This window comes from Sphingomonas sp., assembly GCF_023266535.1.
Classification (GTDB): domain Bacteria; phylum Pseudomonadota; class Alphaproteobacteria; order Sphingomonadales; family Sphingomonadaceae; genus Sphingomicrobium.
In genome coordinates, this window is record NZ_JAHFPY010000007.1 from 33,359 (window position 1) to 51,315 (window position 17,957).

Genomic DNA, 17,957 nt, shown 5'->3' on the forward strand with positions numbered 1-17,957 from the left:
CCGACATCTAGCCGACCTGCAAACTGGTTCTCGGATGGTCCTGGCTTGCTTCGCTTGACGAATATGCCAAAGACGCTAACGTGCAAGGGTCGCGTGCCGAAACCAATGAGATCGCGAAGGCTGGGGCTAAGCCCCAGCTTTTTTTATAGAACGCGGAGCAAGGCCCGCAAGAATCTCATGACGAGTCTATGCTTGCCAACCAAGCGGGCTGGCTGTTGGTTAGATGACTTGCATGCCCTTCACCGCAGCGAAATAGCGTTGAAGCGCATCGCTCGCCTGAGGTGTCAGCTCCACAAACATTCGCCGTCCGTCGGTTGGATCCGGTCGCCGGCGTAGCAAGCCTGAATCGGTCATCGACGATATGTAGCGCAGCGCCGTTGTCGCCGGAACATGAGCCGCGGTGGTTAGGGATGTCACCGACACGCGGTACTGGCAAGCTTCGGCCAGGAGCAGTTCGAGTAGAATATCCCATGCTGGATCCGCAAAGAACTCACCGTCTAGGAAGCGGTCCCGAAGCCGCCGGGCCTTTATCACTCCCCTAATCAGGCTTGCAGATGGCGCGTGACCAGCAGGAAGAGCCACTTGCTCAGGCGCAAGCTCTGAGTCGGACGACATATGGGCGAGTTTGGCAGCAATTCGGCCCACCTCATCTGAAAGAAGCTGCAGGCGCTCGGACGCATCGATTTGGCGATCGGATGGAAGGGCATGTACGCTCATGACACTCCTCACTTTCGTGATGAAGGATCCGAGCACCGGTGGTTATCGCTCAGTTCTGGACCAATGTCAGTCCACAAAATGGTCCAAAATGGATTTGCTCAACAATTGGACCGGCGCTACGGATCAATCAGCTAATTTTCCGCTGGTGTCCCCTTACTGGGCTGGTGCTGGATCATTTCATTGAGCTCCGGATCGCGAAATGAACCTCTGTGCCGGACCTGACGAACCATGGTTCTGTCGCTCATCCGCTCCAGGACTCTTGAATCTTTCTTCTGTACCCGAAGTAGAAATGGGTCGCCCGTATGCTTTCCCATGGCTTCTCTCCAGTTACGAGAACGATTTGCAGCGCGATTTTATCCCTGCAATTTGCGCCATTTTGGCCGTAGCTACTTGCCGCTGGAAGTAATGCGCGACGTAGCGGGAACCGCGCCTCAAATGGCGACTGCAATTACAGCATTTAGCCACGACCAGACATGCCGTCGCATATCGTTCGCAATTCCGCAGCGTCAGCCAATGCGCGCACTCGCCACCATAACGGACCAAGTTACAACGGTCCGGTAGCGTTCGGATCATATAGAAGCCTGAACACGCCGGTCCCCACACAGGCGTGCCGAACCGGAGAGGCCCACTGCGCTGGTCACAGCGGGTCTCTCCACTTTCACTTCGCTCTGTCGTCCATCCTCGGCGAACAGTGTGACCCTAGTCCAGACCAACCTCGTGAAGGCGGTCGCGCTTTGAAGAGGCCCGACCCGAATCGTCGCCCCTTCTCCTGTCATTATGCGTGGCCTTTTTTGCCGAGGATGCGGTCATGTATCCGCTGCCATGACCAAATTGCCTGGTGCTTCCTCAAGCGCGTGAACCTACTCAGTCCCTCTATCTTATCCCCCTGATCTAGTATTAGCGATATTGCTCGGCGCGCGATCGCCGGTATTTCGCCGTCGCAGCCAATTCAGCGTGAGTGCATCTCAATTAGCACCTTGAAGAGAGCCATCGCCAAGGCGCTCACAACAACGAAGGTGAGGGATAGCTTGCCGAACAGTTCAAGCCGATTCATCACGCTTACAATGACTCTTGCCGCCAAGTTGCTCCATCAAAAACTTCCTCGAGCCCGAGCGATGTTACGATTCATGCTAAGCCCGGTTGGGCGTCGGTCCTAAGCCAACAGAGCCCGACAATTTATGCCGCCCGCCGACGTCGGCGGATGGTGCTAATTGCCGGAATGGGTGGAAAGCGAGCATTAGCGCTGATAGCGTCGCACATTGCGCCAAATGTTCTGACGACGGACACGCAAGGCGTACCGCACTGACGATCCTAACGGCGCCCAACGGCAAGCCGTGGCGCGCTACCCCGAAAGCCACCTACTTTCAGCATCACTGGAGGGCTGCCACGTTGGCCGCCGGTCTGGATGGCCTTCATTTTCACGACCTAAGGGGCACGACATGCACCCTCCTGGCTGAGGCCGGTTGTACGCCTTCTGAGATCGCAGCGATGTTGGGATGGAAGCTTACGAACGTGAACCAGATGCTGGACATTTATCAGTCGATGACGGCTTCACTGAGCGATTCAGCGGTCGCCAAATTGGAGCGGAAGGCACTTTAAAACGGAAAAAGTGCGGAACGGAGTGCGGAACGGGGTGTGGATAACTGAGCTAAGTACTGGCTGGGGCGGCAGGATTCGAACCTGCGAATGCCGGTACCAAAAACCGGTGCCTTACCACTTGGCGACGCCCCAGCATGGGCGCCCGGATGAGAGAGGGGCGCTGGCTCGCGGGGCGGCTTATAGTGGCAATGACCGGCTTGAAAAGCCCTCCATCCCGGCTTTTGCCGGGATGGCTTTCAAAGGTGCCTAGGCCGACCGGCGTGCTTCGCGTGCGGAATCGTCGGCAAGTTCGCTGGCGGGCACCGGCCGGCCGAAGTGGAAGCCCTGCAGCTGGGTGCAGCCGAGCCGGCGCATGACCTCCGCCTGGGCCTCGGTCTCGACTCCCTCGGCGGTGGTCCCAACGCCAAGGCCGCCGGCCAGGGCGAGGATCGCATGTACGATGGCGACGCAGTCCTGGGCGCCGTCCGCCGCGCCGCGGACGAAGGTCTGGTCGATCTTGATTTTGGAGAAATGGGCGCGGCTCAGATAGCCGAACGAGCTGTAGCCCTTGCCGAAGTCGTCGAGCACCAGGCGGACACCCAATGAGCGCAGCCGCTCGAGCGACGCGAGGGTGGCGGCGTCGTCGCCGAGGAATACGCTTTCGGTCACTTCCAGTTCGAGCCGGTTGGGCTCAAGCCGGCTGGCGGCCAGCGCACCGAGCACGGTGCGGGCAAGACCCGCGCCGGTCAGCTGCGCCGCCGAGATATTGACCGCGACGCGCATCTGGCCTGGCCAGCGGGCCGCCTCGGCGCAGGCCTCGCGGATTACCCAGTCGCCGATCTGGTGGATCAGGCCGGCGTCCTCGATGATCGGGATGAACTGGTCGGGCGGAATGTCTCCGCGCTTGGGATGGCGCCAGCGCAGCAGCGCCTCGCGCCCGACCGTTTCGCCGCTATTGGCATCGACGATCGGCTGATAGGCCAGGGTCAGCCCGTCGCTGCTCAGCGCCTCCCGCACATCCTGCTCGAGCAGGCGATTATCCTCGGCTTCTTCGAACATGAATCGCTCGAAGAAGGCATGGCCGCCGCGGCCCTGCTCCTTGGCCCGGTAGAGCGCGAGGTCGGCGGCGCGCATCAGCTGCTCTTCCAGCACGCCGTCGTGCGGGCAGACCGCAATGCCGATGGTCGCGCCGACATGCAGCGTCGCCGCGCCGATGGTGAAGCTCTTCGACAATTCGATGATGATCCGCTCGGCCGCGGTGGCAAGCTTCTCGCGGCCGCCAAAACCGGTCCAGATGACGGCGAATTCGTCACCGCCGATGCGGCCCACCTGGCCTTCCTCGCCGACCGCCTCGCGCAGCCGGCGTCCGACTTCGACCAGCAACTGGTCGCCGATTGCATGGCCCAGCGTGTCGTTGACCAGCTTGAACCGGTCGAGGTCGACCAGCATCAGCGAACAGCCGCTGTTGTCAGCCCATTGGCGGAGCACCGCTTCCTCGAGCAGCTCGCGAACCAGCAGGCGGTTGGCGAGGCCGGTCAGCGGGTCGGTGCGCGCCGCGCGCACCGCGTCATCGCCGCACAGCCGGGCTTCGGTGATGTCGGATGCGACACCGCGCCATCCGACCAGATGACCCTTTTCGTCATGGATCGGCTTGGCCGAAATCGACCACCAGCTGTTGCGGTCGGCCGCCAGGATAGCGCGATCACGGAAGGGGGTGCCATTGTCGAGATCCTCGAACAGGCTGCGCATGCCGCTCGACAAGGTGGCGATCTGGCCGAGCGGGTCGAGGAACTTCTTGTAGTGCAGGCCGATGACCTGGGATTCGCGCAGGCGCATCGCCGAGAGCAGTTCGCCCGACATGTTGGCGACGCGCAGATCTCCATCGAGTTCCCACAGGCCGGCCGAGCCGGTTGCTTCCAGCTCGCGCAGCAGCTTGATGATTTCACCTTGCTCGCGAAGCTCGAACTGGTCCCGGGCATGGGCAATGAACTGGCGGGCGGTACTGAGAATGTTGCCGATCAGCACAGCCGCATAGACAATGACCAGCCCGAACATCGACGGGCTGCCAAGCTTCAGGGTCAGCGTGACGCAGCCAATCGTCAGGAACCCGACATAGAGGATCGCCGCCTGGGGCAGCGAGACCAGCGTGATGCTGCCGGCGCTGACCAGCGCCGCCATGACCACGCACATGAAGATTTTCTGCGCTGGCCCGGCGGTATCGAACCAGAAGATCGGCGGAATGACCCACATCGCCGCCAACGTCGCAACGAGCAGGCAAATGGTTCCAGTGCGGGCGGGATACTGCTCGGCATATTCGGGGTCGTGGCGCAGGCGCACCGCGCGTACGCCGCGCATGAAGCAGATCAGCAGCGCCCCGCTGAACCACAGGCCGAGCTGGAAATTGTCGGTCGTGTCGCGCAGCCCGACGACCATCACGCTTGCGGTCAGAACCTGGACGGCGACGGTCGCCGGCACTAGCCGCACCAAGGCATTGATCTGGGCCTGGCGGACTGCACGGCCGATGCGGTCACGCGGTGTGTCGAGCGACAGTAGCTCGCGGCAACTCAGCCCGCGCGAGGGCGCGCGGGATTTGTCTACCTTGCTGTCCAACGCCCCCGCCACTCGTGCCTAGCCCGCCATTCCTCTTAAGATCCGGCAAGCAGGGCTTAAACGGGACATTGCGAAGAAAGAGTGAATCACCCGAAACTCAATAGTTGAGGCGGCGATTGACGAGGTCGTCATAATCCTGGGCCAGCTGCTTCGACAGCTCGCCAATTTCGAAATTCCACGGGCCCGCCGACTGGATAAACGTCACTTCGGCGGCCGAACCGGTGATGAACATCTGCTCGAAGCTCTCCAACTCGTCGGGCCAGATCGCCCGCTCCTGGACCTCGATGCCGCGGCGCCGGGCAAGGTCCATCACCGTCTGGCGGGTAATGCCATTGAGGAAGCAATCCGGGGTCGGCGTGTAGAGCGCGCCATTCTTGACGAAGAATGCGTTGGCGCCGGTTGCCTCGGCGACTTGCCCGCGCCAGTCGAACATCAACGCATCGTCAAAGCCACGGTCGTCGGCGTGCTTCTTCGACAGCGAGGCGATCATGTAGAGCCCCGCCGCCTTGCTATGCACCGGCGCGGTGTAAGGCGCCGGGCGCCGCCACGGTGCAATGTCGAGGCGAAGTCCCTTGGCGGCAATCTCCGGCGCGAAATATTTGCCCCATTCCCAGGCGGCAATCGCGACATGGGGCTTGGTGCCCTGGGGGTTGACCCCCATCTGCTCCGACCCGCGCCAGGCGACCGGGCGGACATAGGCATCGGTAAAGCCGTTGGCCTTGACCACCTCGTTGCAGGCAGCGTCGATTTCCTCGACCGTATAAGGAAGTTCGAAGCCAAGCAGTTCGGCCGACTTGCGAAGCCGGGCGCTATGCTCGCTCAATTTGAAGATGACACCGCCATAGGCACGTTCGCCCTCGAACACCGACGACGCATAATGCAGCGCATGGGTCAGGACATGGACTTCGGCTTCGCGCCACGGGACGAGCTTACCGTCGAACCAGATCCACCCGTCGCGGTCGTCGAAGCTGCGCGTATCGGCCATATTGTCCTCTCGATGAATTGGCGCCGCGCCTAGGCCAGCGTCACTAGGGCGTCAATCGCGGCGGGCCGCCTCTTCTGCCAACTGCTGACCCCGCCTGACAGCAGCGGCGATGGTGCGATCGACCAACTGCTGGAGCCCGTCCGGAGCGTCGAGCACAGCCAGGCCCTGCTCGGTCGTACCCTTGGGACTCGCCACCCGGCGGGCAATCTCTTCCATCGACTCTCCGGTCGCCTTGGCCAGATCACCGGTCCCGACCAGGGTTTGAATGGCGATCGACCTTGCCCGAGTTGGATTAACCCCTAGCGCCTCCGCGGCACGACCAAGCGCTTCAGCAAAGCGCGCGACATAAGCAACGCCTGCCGAAGCCACAGCTCCGATGACTCCCAATTCCGTTTCCGTCTCGCACCAGGCGATCATGCCCAGCGACGCTATCAATTGCTGCACCTCGACCAGATCGTCGATTCCGCCATCGGCGGAGTAGATTGGTGTCACGCCCTGAACCTGCGCCACCGGCAAATTGGGCAGGATCCGCACAATCGCCCGCGCCTCGGGAAAGCGTTTGCGCAAAGTCGCGGCGGTCACTCCGGCCAACATCGAAACGATGATCGTCTCGGAACCGACATGCGGGGCCAGACCCGGCGCGATTTCGCCAAGCTTCTGCGGCTTGAAGCCGAGCATCACAAAGCGTGGCTGTTCCTCGGGATATTCCGTGACTGTGCGGATGCCGTCGACCGGCGTTCCGCTCGGCCGAATCACGGTGACGCCCGCGAAGTCGACGCCTCCGGCCCGCCAGCCCTCGACCATCGCCCCGGCCATGTTGCCGCAACCGACCAGCCAGGCCGGCGCCGGGAAGGCTGCCGTCATGACGTCACGCCTCGCCGGCGGTATCGATCAACGCGGCGGAGATGGCCTCGGATGGCGATTTTCCGCCCCACAGCACGAACTGGAACACGGGATAGAAGCGCTCGCATTCCTCGATCGCGGCCTCACTGATCGCCTCGGCCTGCTCGAAGCTCATCGATTCCCCCTCGCCAACCAGCGCGGCGTGGCGGAACACGATCAAGCCGGAGCCCGACCATAGCTCGAAGTGGCCGAGCCATAGCTGCTCGTTGATGAGGCCGATCGATTCATAGATGGCGGCGCGCTTTTCCGGCCCGACCTTGATGTCGGGAAAGGCCAGGAACTGCAGCACCTGGTCTTCATGGCGCCACACGCCGCGCAGCTCATATTGCGCCCAGCTGCCGGTCGCCGAGGCAATGATCTCGCCGTCGCCGGCGCGCTCGCAAGCCCAGCCGCGCGCTTCGAAGTATTGCTCGAGAATCTCGATCGGCGCGCCGTCGTCGCGCTCTTCGGTTTCGGTCTCGTCGGTCAGGGCTTGGCTCCCGGCTTGGCTGCCTTGGATGGTTTTTTAGCGGGCGCCGGTTTGGCCGCCAACTCAAGCGCTTCGATGCGCTTCCTGAGCGCGTCATTCTCATCGCGGGCGGCGACCGCCATGGCCTTCACCGCGTCGAACTCGTCACGGGCGACGAAATCCATTCCGCCGACCCATTCGCGCATTTTTTCGCGCATCGACGATTCGGCTTCGCGGCCGACCCCGGCCATGGTGCCAGCGACGCCGTTCATCATCTTGACGAAATCGTCGAAAATCCGGTTTTGCGACTGCATTAGTTTCTTGCTCCCGTGATCCCCAGGAGTGCCGCATCGGCGCCAGGGTTCAGTCTGCCGGTCTCATAGTTGAGGGCGGTCGCCAGACACAACCACAGAAGATAGGGCAGCATTAGCCAGCCTGCCACCTTGTTGAGGCGGCGAAAGTAACGCGCCGCCGTTAGCGCCAGCACGAGCATGACGACGATGACGACCAGTGCGACATCGATCAGGTGCATCCCGAAGAATACCGGCGACCAGGCAAAATTGAGCGCCAGCTGGCCGCCGAACAGCCATAGGGCATCGCGCCGCTCCTTCGACGGCGACGCGTTGATGACGATCACCAGCGCGATCCCAAGCAACGTGTAGAGCAGCGTCCAGACAACACCGAACAACCAAGCGGGCGGCTGGAACGACGGCTTTTGCAACGGAATGTACCAGGCGTTGGAAAAGCCGCTGTTTGACCAATAGCCGATCAGGGTCCCGACAATCACAGTCGCCGGAATGGTCAGCAGGCTGGTTCTCAGGATTTGTCTCACTCATGCATCCTTTGTCGCGCCGAGCAGGAATTCGACATTGCCTTCGGGCCCAGTGATCGGGCTCTGCTCGACGCCCATTACGCTCCAGCCCTTCGAGCGGACCCATTCGGCGGCTTCATCGCAGACACGCCGGTGAACCGCCGCGTCGCGAACCACCCCGCCCTTCCCGACTTCCTCCCGGCCAGCCTCGAACTGCGGCTTGACCAGCGCCACTAGCCTGGCGCCTGGCCTGGCAAAATCGAGCGCGCGATCGAGCACCTTGGCGAGGCCGATGAAGCTCGCATCGCAGACGACGATGTCGACCGGCTCGGGGATGATCTCGCTCGTCAGGTCGCGCGCATTGGTTCGCTCGTGGACAATGACGCGCGGGTCACTGCGCAGTTTCCAGGCCAATTGATTGGTGCCGACATCGACCGCATAGACTTTGGCCGCACCGCGGCTCAGCAGCACATCAGTGAAGCCGCCGGTCGAGCTGCCGATGTCGAGCGCAACCGCTCCAGCCACGTCGAACCCGAAATGATTGAGGCCATGGTCGAGCTTAATCCCGCCGCGCGATACCCAGGGATGGTCGCGGCCCTTGACCATGAGTTCCGCATCCTCGGCCAGCAGATCGCCCGCCTTGGCAACCCTTTTGTCACCGACAAACACATTGCCGGCCAGGATCGGCGCCTGCGCCCGGGTGCGGCTCTCGGCCAGCCCGCGCGCGACCAGCAACTGGTCGGCCCGGACCTTGCTCACTTGGTCAGCCAACCGACAAAATGCGGCCCAAAGACCAACAGACCGATTGCCGCGGCCGCTATCGACGCGATCAAAACCGCGGTGGCCGACACATCCTTGGCCCGACCGATATTTGGATCGTGGTCGAGGCTAACCGCGTTTCCTAGACGTTCTAGGGCGGTGTTGAAGGCTTCTGCCAGCCACACCAGTGCGATCGAGAGGATCAGCCATCGCCATTCGTCTGCGGAAACACCGAACAGAAGTCCTAATGCAATAACCGCAATTGTTGCGAGTAGGTGCAGCCTCGCGTTGTGCTCGGACGCAACGAGGTAACGCAACCCAAGCAAGGCGAAGCGGAAGCTGTTGAGCCGATCGGTCAGGTTGAACCTCCTGCTCATGCCGCGTTCTGGACCGTCCAGCCGGCCATCAGATCGAGGTGGCGGCCCAATTGGGCAACGGTCGGGTCGTTGTTGATCGGCGAGAAATTGGGCAGCGGGTCCTGCCCGCGCATCGAGCGCCAGAAATGGATGATCAGCCCCTCGATTTCCGGCCGGTCGATCATGATCTGGCTTTCCAGCCGGTCGTCGGGCAGCGGCTTCAAAGGGGCGTGATAATAAGCCCCGAGCTCGCGCCACAGGAAGCGGGTGGTGGTCGGCGAAACGAATGCGCGGGCCATTGCCCGCTCGAACCGCTCGACCTCGATCCGGCCGCGCTTCCGCGCCAGCTGGGCGTGCCGCCGGCGCGACATCGGCATGGTGACGAAAAACAGGACCAGCAGGCCAGTGAAACCGACGACGATCCACCAATCGAGGGTCAGGCGATCGCTCCCGCATCGGCATTGATGTCGTTGCGGCGGAGCGCCTTCAGCACCGTCTCGACGATGTGCGGCGCGTTGAGGCCCGCCTCGTCATATTGCCTGGCCGGCGAATCCTGGTCCTGGAACATGTCGGGCAGGCGCATCGTGCGCAGCTTCAATCCCGCGTCGATCAGCCCCTCGTCGCTGGCCATCGTCAGGACACGGGCGCCGAGCCCGCCGATCGAGGCCTCTTCGACCGTCACCGCCACCTCATGGGTGGTGAGCAGCTTGCGGATCAAATCCTCGTCGAGCGGCTTGGCGAAGCGCAGGTCGGCGACGGTAGTCGACAGGCCCTTGGCTTCAAGCAGGTCGGCGGCCTTCTCGGCCTCCTCCAACCTGGTGCCGAGCGAGAGGATCGCCACCGTCTTGCCCTCGCGGATGATGCGGCCCTTGCCGATCTCCAGGGTCTGCGGCGTCTCCGGCATGACGAGGCCCCGGCCGTTGCCGCGCGGATAGCGGACCGCGATCGGCCCGCTGTCGTGCAGCGCCATGGTGTGGACCATGTGGGTAAGCTCGACCTCGTCGGCGGCGGCCATCACGACGAAATTGGGCAAGGTGCAGAGATAGGCGAGGTCGAACGCCCCCGCATGGGTGCAGCCGTCCGCACCGACGAGGCCGGCGCGGTCCATGGCGAAGCGCACCGGCAAATTCTGGATGGCAATGTCGTGGACCACCTGGTCGTAAGCGCGCTGCAGGAAGGTCGAGTAAATGGCGCAGAACGGCCGGTGCCCCTGCGCGGCCAGACCGCCGGCGAAGGTTACCGCATGCTGTTCGGCGATGCCGACGTCGAACGTCCGGTCGGGAAATGCCGCCTCGACCTTGTCGAGGCCGGTGCCCGACGGCATTGCCGCGGTGATGGCGACGATCTTCTCGTCGCGGGCCATTTCCGCCTTCAATGCCTCGGCAAACACCGCCGTATAGGCCGGCGGACCGCCGCCCGGGCCCTTGTCCTGCTTGCCCGAGACGATGTCGAACTTGACCACGCCATGATACTTGTCGGCGGCGTTCTCGGCCGGGCCATAGCCTTTGCCCTTCTTGGTCACGGCATGGACCAGGATCGGGCCTTCCTCGGCGTCGCGGACGTTCTCCAGCACCTCGACCAGTGCCTCGACATCATGGCCGTCGACCGGGCCGACGTAATAGAAGCCCAGTTCCTCGAACAAAGTGCCGCCGGTGATCCAGCCGCGGGTATATTCCTCGAACTTGCGGGCGGCGCGATGAAGCGGATCCGGCATCGCCCGGGCCAGCTTCTGCGCCAACCGCCGCGGCCCGAGATATTTGCCCGACGAGACCAGCCGGGCCAGGCTGTTGCGCAAGGACCCGACTGGCGGCGCGATCGACATGTCATTGTCGTTGAGGATGACGATCAGCCGGTTGCCTGCTTCATGGGCGTTGTTCATTGCCTCATAGGCCATGCCGGCGCTCATCGCCCCGTCGCCGATCACCGCGATGGCGCGGCCTGGCTTGTCGGCCAGCTTGTTGGAAATTGCGAAGCCCAGCGCGGCGGAGATGCTGGTCGAGCTGTGTGCGGCGCCGAACGGGTCATATTCGCTCTCGGACCGCTTGGTGAAGCCGCTAAGGCCCCCGCCCTGGCGGATGGTGCGGATGCGATCGCGGCGGCCGGTTACGATCTTGTGCGGATAGCATTGGTGGCCGACGTCCCAAATCAGCTTGTCGTCAGGCGTATCGAACACATAATGGACCGCGACGGTCAGCTCGACCACGCCGAGCCCGGAGCCCAGATGCCCGCCCGACTGCGACACCGCCGAGATCATCTCGGCGCGCAACTCGTCGGCCAGCTGCGGTAGCTGGCTCTTGTCCAGCTTGCGGATGTCGGCCGGATACTGGACCTGGTCGAGCAGCGGGGTTTCGGGGCGATCGGACATTGGGGCGCATCTATCCCGTTGAACGCGGCCTGTCACCAATCTGCCTTCGATTTCGGCAATTGATCAAGTAAGTCGCGCGCCGCACAGATCATCGATCGCGCGGCATGCGGCGTCGAACCGTTCGTCCCAGTCGCCCCAGATTTCAACCCTCTTGGCACGGGCGACAGTCAGCACTTCGCGCGCAACGCGGTCGAACCGGGCCCGTTCGCCCGGCTCGCCATAGACCCGGGTGCCGTCATCGACGAACGGCGCGTCGGTGCCGAGGATTAGGTAGAGGTCCGCCTGCCGGTGGCAGATCAGCTGGTCGGGCGCATAGCCGATCATCATCTGCGACCATGCGGCGGTCATCAATGCATCGGTATCGGCGATCAGCAGCCGGTTGCACCATGGCCTGGCTGCTTCGATCATCGCTTGCTGGGACTGGCCGATCAGCAGCAAATCCTGCTCGCGGCAATCGGTGCCATAGGTCTCGCAATGGATCCGGCCATATTCAGGCACCAGCACGGTCGAATAATGCGCCGCCAGCCGCTCGGCGAGCATCGATTTGCCGACGCTTTCGACCCCGTGGAGGCAGATGGTGAAGGCATAATGGTCGCGAACCGGCGCCGGCAGGAAGTCCCAATAGCGCCATGGCTGTTCGCGAATGGCGGTGGCGGTCAAACCGCCGATGGCAGCCTGGTCGGCCTGGAGAATGCGGGCGCCAAGCGGGACGAACAGGCCGCCGACCTGGCGCGCCAGCTCGTTGCCATAGCTTTCGCCGGCGAACAGAAAATCGATCGGCTCCGGATGGGCGCGCCGCACGATCCGCCGCCAGATCGGCCAGAAATGCGGATTTTCCTCTGGAGTCTGCGGCGCCGGCGCCCCGTGCCAGCGAACCCGGCAGTCGGGGAACAGCGATTCCATCCATTTGACGCGCTGCTCGCCTTGGATCGGATCGTCGGGTAGCGAGCAGACCAGGATCGTCAGCTCGTCGACCAGCCGCCGGCCGGCCTCGATCAGCGAGATGTGTCCGGCATGCGGCGGCAGGAATTTGCCGAGGATGAATCCGCGCTTCACGCCGTCACCGCCTTCTTGCGCCATTCGTTGAGCCCGATCACCGCCAGCACGAAGAACAAAGCATAGAGTCCCGACGTCACCGTCAGGCCGCGCCAGGCGAACAGCCCGATGGCGAGCGCGTCGACGGTGACCCACAGCACCCAGCTTTCGACCTTGCGCAGCGACTGCAATATTTGCGCCGACACGCTAAGTCCGGCGATGGTGGCGTCGGCCATCGGCGCCGCCGCGTCGGTAAGGCGGGCCATGCCCGATCCCCAGATGAGGATGGCGGCGATCGTGCCGGCGGCCCATTTGATCCTCGCCCCGCGATCGAGCCACTCCACGGCCACGCCATGGTCGACCTGGGCGGCGCGCAGCCAGGCCCACCAGCCGTAAAGCTGGATCAGCAGGAAGAAGATTTGGAGGAGCGAGTCGGAATAGAGCTTCGAATGCCAGAACACGAAGAAATAGAGCGCCACCATGACGATGCCGAACGGGTAGTTCCACACCGACCGGCGCACGACCAGCAGGACGTTGATGACGCCTAGCAGCGCCGCTGCGACTTCGATGCCCCCCATCCGAAGTTTGAGCGTCTAGCTGCAGTCTTCGCAGCGACCGCGGACTTCGATCACCGGCCGGACTTCGGCGAAACCGGCATGCTCGGCGGCTTGCCGGACACCCTCGGACAGCCTGTCGTCGTCGATATGGGTCGCCTGCCCGCAGCTGTCGCAGATCAGGAAGATGCAGTCGTGCAGGCACCCGGGGTGCTGGTTGGCGACATAGGCGTTGGCGCTCTCCACCCGGCGGGCGAGGTTGGTGCCGACGAACAGGTCGAGGATGCGGTAAACACTGTTGGCCGCGACCCGCTTGCCGCGCGACTGCGAGACCGCTTCGGCGATGTCATAGGCCGATGCCGGCCGCTCGAAACCGGCAAGGGCGTCGAACACCGACGCGCGCATGTCGGTCCACTGCTCGCCGCGCTCGACCATCCGCCGCGCGGCGGCATCGTGCAGCGAAGGCCCTTCGTGAAGCTGGTGGGTATGTCCGGTCATGGCGGGAAGATAGGACTCGCGGCCACTTGCCGCAAGCAAAGTTGACCTATTCCGCAGCGATGAAATTGAGCCGGTGGCCAAGGGCCAAAATGCCGACGCCGAGCACCGTGTAGATCGCCTCAGTCCCGTCGTGCGGCATCGTCAATGCGCCGGCCATCACGCCGAGGCCAAGGCCGCCAACCGCGCTGGGCATCGAATAGCCATGCTCGAGGATGCCCCGGCCGAGCGCGATCGCTCCCATGATCATCGCCAGGCCGAGGCCGACCTCGTGAATGATCGGCGCGCCGAGAATGCCGCCTGCCGCCGACACCAACGCCAGCATGACCGACGTCGCCAGGCAGTGCACAAGGCACAGCCCGCTGAGGCCGATGGCGTAGCGGTCTAGTCGGTTCGAGGGAATCGCGAGCAGCGACATGGCGCGTGATATAACGTCGCCTTCTCGACGTGACAATATCACATCTCCGATTCTTCGAAATTATTGGCAAGCTGTTGTGATCCGGCCATATCGCGCCGCCATATGGACTCGGCCCTCGCTCAACCCGCTTCGGTTTTCACCCCCACCTACAGGCCGCTCGCCATTGCCTATTGGCTACTGGCAGTCGCCGGCATGGTGTTCCTGATGGTGGTGGTCGGCGGCATCACCCGGCTGACCGAGAGCGGCCTTTCAATTACCGAATGGAACCCGGTCAGCGGCGCCATTCCCCCGCTGTCCCATGAGCAATGGCAGCATGCCTTCGACCTGTACAAGCAGACACCGGAGTATCGCGAGATCAACGGCCCGGCGGGCATGGACCTCGCCCAGTACAAGTTCATCTTCTTCTGGGAATGGGTGCACCGGCTGATCGGCCGGCTGATCGGCCTGGTGTTCGCCCTGCCGCTGCTGTGGTTCGCGGTGAGGCGGGCGATCCCCAAGGGTTACGGCTGGAAGCTGGTGGCGCTGCTGCTGCTTGGCGGCAGCCAGGGCCTGCTTGGCTGGTACATGGTCATGTCGGGGCTCGTCGACCGGACCGACGTCAGCCATTTCCGCCTGTCGGCGCACTTGCTGCTGGCGCTGTTCATCATGGCCGCGCTGATATGGACCGCGCTCGACCTGCGCCACCTGGCCAAAACCGGTGAGAACCGCCCTGCCCGCCTCACCCGGCCTGCGCTGGTCACCGGCGCAATCCTGTTCGTTCAGCTGCTGCTTGGTGCCTGGGTCGCGGGGCTCAACGCCGGCTATGTCGCCAGCGACTGGCCGCTGATGCAGGGCAAGCTGGTCCCCGACGGCATCGACTGGGCGTTGGGCGCCGGCTGGGCCTTCACCCACGACCCCTATCTGCTTCACTTCCTTCACCGCTGGTGGGCCTGGGTGGTGGTCGCCGCGCTGGTGGTCTTCGCTCGCAAGGTCAAAGCGCTCGACCGGCCAGCCGCCAGGGCAATCCACATCGCTTTCGGCACCCAGATCCTGCTTGGCATCGCCACCGTGATGAGCGGCATGACCATCGTCCTCGCCGTATGCCACCAGGCGGTCGGAGCGCTGGTCGTCGCCTCGGTCACCTGGGGCGCCAATTCATTCGGACGCCGCGCATGAGCGTCGTCACCGTCTACGCCGTCTTCGCCGACCCGGCCGAGGCCCAGCGCATCGGCATGACCATCGTCGAAGAGCGGCTTGCCGCCTGCGTCAATATCCTCGGCCTTTGCCGCTCGATCTACCGCTGGGAAGGCGCGATCGAGACCGCGAGCGAGACCCCGGCCCTGTTCAAGACCACCCTCGACCAGGCCGATGCGCTGATCGCCCGGGTGACCGAACTGCACAGCTACTCGGTCCCGTCGATCGTCGTCTGGCCGATCGAGCGCCTGCCGGCCGACTTTGGAGACTGGGTAGAAGGGAATGTGGGATGAAGCCACGGGCTTTAGCGATAACTGTTTTGGTCACCTTGGCCGCACTGCTAGGTTGCGACCGGAATAGCGATCCGCAACGCACTCAAGTCGAGTGTGAGATGCTCGGGCAGCAACTCAATGACCAGCCGCTTGAAGGCATCATTTTTGGAGAAATTGGCACCAAAATCCGGACTAAAACGTGCCCGGGGATAGACATGGGCCTGGCCTCGTTAAGCGAGCTGCCGGAGGATTTAGCGAATCTAGCCAAGAGGTCGGCCGACGTCATGGAACCGGTAGGCTTCAAAGCTGTGAGCAGCGGATTCATTGTTCGGAACGGCAGCAAGTACACATTTATCGCGATGCACATTTATGACGTCCAAGAGCGATCAATTAACCAACCAGGAGCTGCCCGGTAATATTTTACCCGTCGAGAAGCGCCCGCTTTTGCTTGACTTTTTGCCCCGCCATCGCGATTAGCGCGCTCACAAGCGCTGCCCTTGGGTGGCGTTTTCCTGTTTCAAAGAAGAGGTCCAGCCCATGAAGGCGCTGATGAAGACCACCAAGTCGGCCAAGCCGCATGAGGTGGAGAAGAAGTGGCATCTGATCGATGCCGAAAATCTGGTGGTCGGCCGCGTCGCGACGATCATCGCCAACATCCTGCGCGGCAAGCACAAGGCGAGCTTCACTCCGCATGTCGATTGCGGCGACCATGTCGTCGTCATCAATGCCGACAAGGTGCGCTTCACCGGCCGCAAGCTGCAGAACAAGATCTACTACAAGCACACCGGCTATGCCGGCGGCATCAAGGAAGTGACCGCGGGCAAGCTGCTCGAAGGCCGCTTCCCCGAGCGCGTGCTGGAAAAGGCCGTGGAGCGCATGATCCCGCGTGGTCCGCTCGGCCGCGACCAGATGCGCGCCCTGCACCTCTACAACGGCACCGAGCATCCGCACGGCGGCCAGAACCCCGAACTGCTCGACGTCGCGTCGATGAACCGCAAGAACAAGGTGGGCGCATAACATGGCTGGCAAGAAGTCCCTTTCCGACCTCGGCGCGCTGACCGGTCAGGAGCCCGAGGCTCCGGCAGTCGCCGAAACCCCGGCGGCCGAAACCGCTGCTGTCGAAACCGCTGATGTCGAAGTCGTCGAGGCTCCGGCTCCGGTCGTGACCCAGGTCGAGACGCCGCTGCGCGAGCAGCAGCTCGACAAATACGGCCGCGCTTATGCGACCGGCCGCCGCAAGGACGCCGTTGCACGCGTCTGGCTGAAGCCGGGCTCGGGCAAGATCGAAATCAATGGCCGCGATCAGTCGATCTATTTCGCTCGTCCGACCCTGCGCCTGGTCATCAACCAGCCGTTCGGCGTGACCGATCGGGTCGGCCAGTATGACGTGGTAGCCACCGTCAAGGGCGGCGGCCTGTCGGGCCAGGCCGGCGCGGTCAAGCACGGCATTGCCCAGGCGCTGTCGCGCTACGAGCCGGCGCTCCGCACCGCGGTCAAGCGCGAAGGCTTCCTGACCCGCGACAGCCGCGTGGTCGAGCGCAAGAAGTACGGCCGGGCCAAGGCGCGTAGGTCGTTCCAGTTCTCGAAGCGCTAATTCGCGAGTTTTAGCCTGTAGGAAGGGCGGCCCGTTTGGGCCGCCCTTTTTGCTTCCGGGCCTAGGCCAGCAGCTTCTCCGCCTGGTCGAGGACCTTGGTAAAGCTGTCGACGATCAGGCGGTAAGGCTCGGGCGTCGCCATATCGAGCCCGCCCTGCTTGAGCAGCTCATAGCCGTAATCCGACCCGCCGGCGCGCAGCACGGCTAGATAGCGGTCCCGATCCGCCGGAGTGCCGTGCATCACCTTCTGGGCGAAGTAATTGGCCGCGGTGATCGAGGTCGCATATTGGTAGACGTAGAAGCCGAAGAAGAAGTGCTGGATGTAGGCCCATTCGGCGCCATAATTGGTCTCGATCATCAATTTCGGACCATGGTAGCGCTTCAACAGGTCGAGATAGAGAGCGCTCATCTTCTCGCCTGACAGCCCCTCGCCGCGATCGGCGATATCGTGGATCGCGACCTGGAATTCGCCGAACATCGCCTGGCGGAAGAAGGTGCCGCGATAATTCTCCATGATCTGGCCGAGGTAGAAGAGCTTTTCCTCCTTTGTCTTCGCCCGCTCGACCATCATGTTGGCCAGCAACAGCTCATGCGCCGTCGACGCCACTTCGGCGGTGAAGGTCGGATAGAAGGCCAGGTCGAACGGTTGGGCGGCGTTGGCCAGCAGCGTATGCATCGCATGGCCCCACTCATGCGCATAAGTGGTGAGGCCGTCATATTTGTCGCTGAGGTTTAGCAGCAGATAGGGATGCACGTCAAAGGCGCCCGGCTGCATGTAAGCGCCCGAGGCTTTGCCCTGGCGCGGGAACGGATCCATCCAGCGGGCGCCGCTGGCCTTGCTGAATTGCGCTGCATAATCGGGGCCCAGCGGCTTCACCGCGTCG

At 63.2% G+C, this 17,957-nt stretch carries 22 protein-coding genes and 1 tRNA gene; 6 read left to right on the top strand and 17 right to left on the bottom strand.

The window, feature by feature from the left end:
- Positions 1 to 219: 219 nt before the first annotated feature.
- On the bottom strand, positions 220 to 717 hold the full coding sequence (locus Q0C64_RS01880) for a winged helix DNA-binding protein (protein WP_294120409.1): 498 nt from the start codon (positions 715 to 717) through the stop codon (positions 220 to 222).
- Between the two features lie 1,140 nt (positions 718 to 1,857).
- On the opposite strand from Q0C64_RS01880, the gene Q0C64_RS13395 reads away from it, so the two are divergent.
- On the top strand, positions 1,858 to 2,316 hold the full coding sequence (locus tag Q0C64_RS13395; RefSeq protein ID WP_366004117.1) for a tyrosine-type recombinase/integrase: 459 nt from the start codon (positions 1,858 to 1,860) through the stop codon (positions 2,314 to 2,316).
- A 57-nt stretch (positions 2,317 to 2,373) separates the two neighbouring features.
- On the opposite strand, the gene Q0C64_RS01885 is transcribed toward Q0C64_RS13395, so the two are convergent.
- From Q0C64_RS01885 to Q0C64_RS01955, 15 genes are all read right to left on the bottom strand, one after another.
- Positions 2,374 to 2,448, bottom strand: a tRNA-Gln gene (locus tag Q0C64_RS01885).
- Between the two features lie 114 nt (positions 2,449 to 2,562).
- Positions 2,563 to 4,917, bottom strand: a complete 2,355-nt coding sequence (locus tag Q0C64_RS01890; RefSeq protein WP_294120410.1) for an EAL domain-containing protein — start codon at positions 4,915 to 4,917, stop codon at positions 2,563 to 2,565.
- An 85-nt stretch (positions 4,918 to 5,002) separates the two neighbouring features.
- Positions 5,003 to 5,890 (bottom strand): branched-chain amino acid aminotransferase, encoded by an 888-nt coding sequence (locus Q0C64_RS01895; protein WP_294120411.1) that lies wholly within the window; start codon positions 5,888 to 5,890, stop codon positions 5,003 to 5,005.
- A 51-nt stretch (positions 5,891 to 5,941) separates the two neighbouring features.
- Positions 5,942 to 6,754 (bottom strand): pyrroline-5-carboxylate reductase dimerization domain-containing protein, encoded by an 813-nt coding sequence (locus Q0C64_RS01900; RefSeq protein WP_294120413.1) that lies wholly within the window; start codon positions 6,752 to 6,754, stop codon positions 5,942 to 5,944.
- Positions 6,755 to 6,758: 4 nt separating this feature from the next.
- Positions 6,759 to 7,262, bottom strand: a complete 504-nt coding sequence (locus tag Q0C64_RS01905) for a YbjN domain-containing protein (RefSeq protein ID WP_294120433.1) — start codon at positions 7,260 to 7,262, stop codon at positions 6,759 to 6,761.
- The gene (locus tag Q0C64_RS01910; protein WP_294120414.1) at positions 7,259 to 7,555 is read right to left on the bottom strand and encodes an accessory factor UbiK family protein; all 297 of its coding nucleotides are present in this window, start codon (positions 7,553 to 7,555) and stop codon (positions 7,259 to 7,261) included. The genes Q0C64_RS01905 and Q0C64_RS01910 overlap by 4 nt, the downstream gene beginning before the upstream one ends.
- A complete protein-coding gene (locus tag Q0C64_RS01915) occupies positions 7,555 to 8,073 on the bottom strand; it encodes a TspO/MBR family protein (RefSeq protein ID WP_294120415.1) in 519 nt (172 codons plus the stop codon). Before Q0C64_RS01915 ends, Q0C64_RS01910 begins: the two co-directional genes overlap by 1 nt.
- Positions 8,074 to 8,811 (bottom strand): TlyA family RNA methyltransferase, encoded by a 738-nt coding sequence (locus tag Q0C64_RS01920; protein ID WP_294120416.1) that lies wholly within the window; start codon positions 8,809 to 8,811, stop codon positions 8,074 to 8,076.
- On the bottom strand, positions 8,808 to 9,188 hold the full coding sequence (locus Q0C64_RS01925) for a diacylglycerol kinase family protein (RefSeq protein ID WP_294120417.1): 381 nt from the start codon (positions 9,186 to 9,188) through the stop codon (positions 8,808 to 8,810). The genes Q0C64_RS01920 and Q0C64_RS01925 overlap by 4 nt, the downstream gene beginning before the upstream one ends.
- Positions 9,185 to 9,544 carry a hypothetical protein gene (locus Q0C64_RS01930; RefSeq protein WP_294120418.1) on the bottom strand — a complete coding sequence of 120 codons (360 nt, stop codon included), beginning with the start codon at positions 9,542 to 9,544 and terminating at the stop codon, positions 9,185 to 9,187. Before Q0C64_RS01930 ends, Q0C64_RS01925 begins: the two co-directional genes overlap by 4 nt.
- A 59-nt stretch (positions 9,545 to 9,603) precedes the next feature.
- Positions 9,604 to 11,532: a 1-deoxy-D-xylulose-5-phosphate synthase gene (gene dxs, locus Q0C64_RS01935; RefSeq protein ID WP_294120419.1), complete on the bottom strand. Its 1,929-nt coding sequence runs from the start codon at positions 11,530 to 11,532 to the stop codon at positions 9,604 to 9,606.
- 63 nt (positions 11,533 to 11,595) lie between these two features.
- The gene (locus Q0C64_RS01940) at positions 11,596 to 12,612 is read right to left on the bottom strand and encodes an AAA family ATPase (protein ID WP_294120420.1); all 1,017 of its coding nucleotides are present in this window, start codon (positions 12,610 to 12,612) and stop codon (positions 11,596 to 11,598) included.
- Complete coding sequence (gene pnuC, locus Q0C64_RS01945) at positions 12,585 to 13,145, bottom strand: nicotinamide riboside transporter PnuC (RefSeq protein ID WP_294120421.1); 561 nt, start codon at positions 13,143 to 13,145, stop codon at positions 12,585 to 12,587. The genes Q0C64_RS01940 and pnuC overlap by 28 nt, the downstream gene beginning before the upstream one ends.
- Before the next feature lie 15 nt (positions 13,146 to 13,160).
- Positions 13,161 to 13,619, bottom strand: coding sequence for a transcriptional repressor (locus Q0C64_RS01950; protein ID WP_294120423.1), 459 nt, complete (start codon positions 13,617 to 13,619; stop codon positions 13,161 to 13,163).
- A 46-nt stretch (positions 13,620 to 13,665) separates the two neighbouring features.
- Positions 13,666 to 14,034, bottom strand: a complete 369-nt coding sequence (locus tag Q0C64_RS01955) for a MerC domain-containing protein (protein WP_294120424.1) — start codon at positions 14,032 to 14,034, stop codon at positions 13,666 to 13,668.
- A 102-nt stretch (positions 14,035 to 14,136) separates the two neighbouring features.
- On the opposite strand from Q0C64_RS01955, the gene Q0C64_RS01960 reads away from it, so the two are divergent.
- The 5 genes from Q0C64_RS01960 (at position 14,137) to rpsI (ending at position 17,073) form a co-directional block, all read left to right on the top strand.
- Positions 14,137 to 15,189 (top strand): COX15/CtaA family protein, encoded by a 1,053-nt coding sequence (locus Q0C64_RS01960; RefSeq protein ID WP_294120425.1) that lies wholly within the window; start codon positions 14,137 to 14,139, stop codon positions 15,187 to 15,189.
- Positions 15,186 to 15,500: a divalent-cation tolerance protein CutA gene (cutA, locus tag Q0C64_RS01965; RefSeq protein ID WP_294120426.1), complete on the top strand. Its 315-nt coding sequence runs from the start codon at positions 15,186 to 15,188 to the stop codon at positions 15,498 to 15,500. Before Q0C64_RS01960 ends, cutA begins: the two co-directional genes overlap by 4 nt.
- Positions 15,497 to 15,895: a hypothetical protein gene (locus Q0C64_RS01970; protein ID WP_294120427.1), complete on the top strand. Its 399-nt coding sequence runs from the start codon at positions 15,497 to 15,499 to the stop codon at positions 15,893 to 15,895. The genes cutA and Q0C64_RS01970 overlap by 4 nt, the downstream gene beginning before the upstream one ends.
- A 121-nt stretch (positions 15,896 to 16,016) precedes the next feature.
- Positions 16,017 to 16,496 carry a 50S ribosomal protein L13 gene (gene rplM / locus Q0C64_RS01975; RefSeq protein ID WP_294120429.1) on the top strand — a complete coding sequence of 160 codons (480 nt, stop codon included), beginning with the start codon at positions 16,017 to 16,019 and terminating at the stop codon, positions 16,494 to 16,496.
- Between the two features lies 1 nt (position 16,497).
- The gene (gene rpsI, locus Q0C64_RS01980) at positions 16,498 to 17,073 is read left to right on the top strand and encodes a 30S ribosomal protein S9 (protein WP_294120430.1); all 576 of its coding nucleotides are present in this window, start codon (positions 16,498 to 16,500) and stop codon (positions 17,071 to 17,073) included.
- Positions 17,074 to 17,134: 61 nt separating this feature from the next.
- Here the strand turns inward: rpsI and Q0C64_RS01985 are convergent.
- The coding region (locus Q0C64_RS01985) for a M3 family metallopeptidase (protein WP_294120431.1) at positions 17,135 to 17,957 on the bottom strand (823 nt) is incomplete at its 5' end.